Raw genomic sequence first — 2,253 nt, forward strand, 5'->3', positions numbered from 1 at the left:
ATGGCCCTCAAGTTTCCTACGTGCTTGACCGACACAGTAGGGACGGCCTGACCCGGGTTTATCGAACGGTGTCATCGGCGGCCACGCAAAAAAAACTGATGCACTAGCTGCGCCTGCCCCCTTTGACGGCAGAAACTGTTTGCCAATACTCGTGGACAATCGCGCTCCCAGCACGGATTAAGGAATAACCATTTGAAGCTGGAACTTAAAAACAGCCTGTCGGTGAAGTTGCTGCGCGTGGTATTGCTTTCAGCGCTGATCGTCGGGGTGGTATTGAGTTGTGCACAGATCGTCTTCGATGCCTATAAGACTCGGCAAGCGGTCGCCCACGACGCAGAGCGCATTCTCGACATGTTCCGCGACCCGTCGACCCAAGCGGTCTACAGCCTGGACAAAGAGATGGGCATGCAAGTCATTGAAGGCCTGTTTCAGGACAATGCCGTGCGCATGGCCTCCATCGGCCACCCCAACGAAACCATGCTCGCGGAAAAATCCCGTGACTTGCGGCAAACCCCGACTCGCTGGCTGACCGACCCGATCCTCGGCCAGGAGCGCAGCTTCACCACGCCATTGGTGGGGCGCGGTCCTTACAGTGAATATTACGGCGACTTGCGCATCACCCTCGACACCGCCGATTACGGCGAGGGGTTTATCGTCAATTCGGTGATCATCTTTATTTCCGGGGTATTGCGCGCGTTGGCCATGGGCCTGGTGCTGTACTTGGTCTATCACTGGCTGCTGACCAAACCGCTGTCGAAAATCATTGAGCATCTGACCAACATCAATCCCGACCGGCCCAGCGAGCATCAATTGCCGTTACTGAAGGGCCACGAAAAAAATGAACTGGGCGTCTGGGTCAATACTGCCAATCAGCTGTTGGCATCGATCGAGCGCAACACCCATTTACGCCACGAAGCTGAAAATAGCCTGTTGCGCATGGCGCAATACGACTTCCTCACGGGCTTGCCCAACCGTCAGCAGTTTCAACAGCAGTTGGACAAGATTCTCGTCGACGCTGGCCGCCTGCAGCGACGCGTTGCCGTGTTGTGTGTGGGCCTGGATGATTTCAAAGGCATCAACGAACAGTTTAGCTATCAGACCGGCGACCAATTGCTCTTGGCACTGGCTGACCGTTTGCGCGGTCACAGCGGGCGCCTCGGTGCCCTTGCGCGCCTGGGCGGCGATCAGTTCGCACTGGTTCAAGCCGATATAGAACAGCCTTACGAGGCTGCCGAACTGGCACAAAATATTCTCGATGACCTTGAAGCGCCATTCGCCCTCGATCAGCAGGAAATCCGCCTGCGCGCCACGATTGGCATCACTCTGTTCCCGGAGGACGGCGACGTTACCGAGAAGTTGCTGCAAAAAGCCGAGCAAACAATGACCTTGGCCAAGACTCGTTCACGCAACCGTTATCAGTTCTACATCGCCAGCGTTGACAGCGAAATGCGTCGGCGCCGCGAGCTTGAAAAAGACCTTCGCGAAGCCTTGCCACGCAATCAGCTGTACCTGGTTTACCAGCCGCAAATCAGCTATCGCGATAACCGAGTGGTGGGCGTCGAGGCCCTGCTGCGCTGGCAACACCCGGAACACGGCTTGGTGCCGCCGGACCTGTTCATCCCGCTGGCGGAGCAAAACGGTTCGATCATCGCGATTGGCGAGTGGGTGCTCGATCAAGCGTGCCGGCAATTGCGTGAATGGCATGACCAGGGTTTCAGCGACTTACGCATGGCGGTCAACCTGTCCACTGTTCAACTGCACCACGCCGAGCTGCCACGGGTTGTGAACAACCTGCTGCAAATCTATCGCCTGCCGCCGCGCAGCCTGGAGCTGGAAGTTACCGAGACCGGCCTGATGGAAGACATCAGCACTGCCGCGCAACACTTGTTGAGCTTGCGTCGCTCCGGGGCTTTGATTGCCATCGATGATTTCGGCACCGGCTATTCATCCCTGAGTTACCTCAAAAGCTTGCCGCTGGACAAAATCAAGATCGACAAAAGCTTCGTTCAGGATCTTATCGATGACGACGACGACGCGACCATCGTTCGCGCGATCATCCAGCTGGGCAAAAGCCTCGGAATGCAGGTGATTGCCGAAGGGGTGGAAACCTCCGAGCAAGAGGCTTACATCATCTCCGAAGGCTGTCACGAAGGTCAGGGCTATCTCTACAGCAAACCTCTGCCGGCCCGAGAGTTGTTGGCCTATCTCAAGCAAGCCCAGCGGACTCACGCCGCCACGATGTAACGCGATATG

General features: G+C 56.9%; 1 protein-coding gene. It reads left to right on the forward strand.

What is annotated here, in order from left to right:
- Nucleotides 1-192: 192 nt before the first annotated feature.
- Nucleotides 193-2,244, forward strand: a complete 2,052-nt coding sequence (locus M0974_RS12680) for a bifunctional diguanylate cyclase/phosphodiesterase (RefSeq protein ID WP_297836800.1) — start codon at nucleotides 193-195, stop codon at nucleotides 2,242-2,244.
- Nucleotides 2,245-2,253: the final 9 nt, after the last annotated feature.

It is taken from the genome of Pseudomonas sp. (assembly GCF_026224925.1).
Lineage (GTDB): Bacteria > Pseudomonadota > Gammaproteobacteria > Pseudomonadales > Pseudomonadaceae > Aquipseudomonas.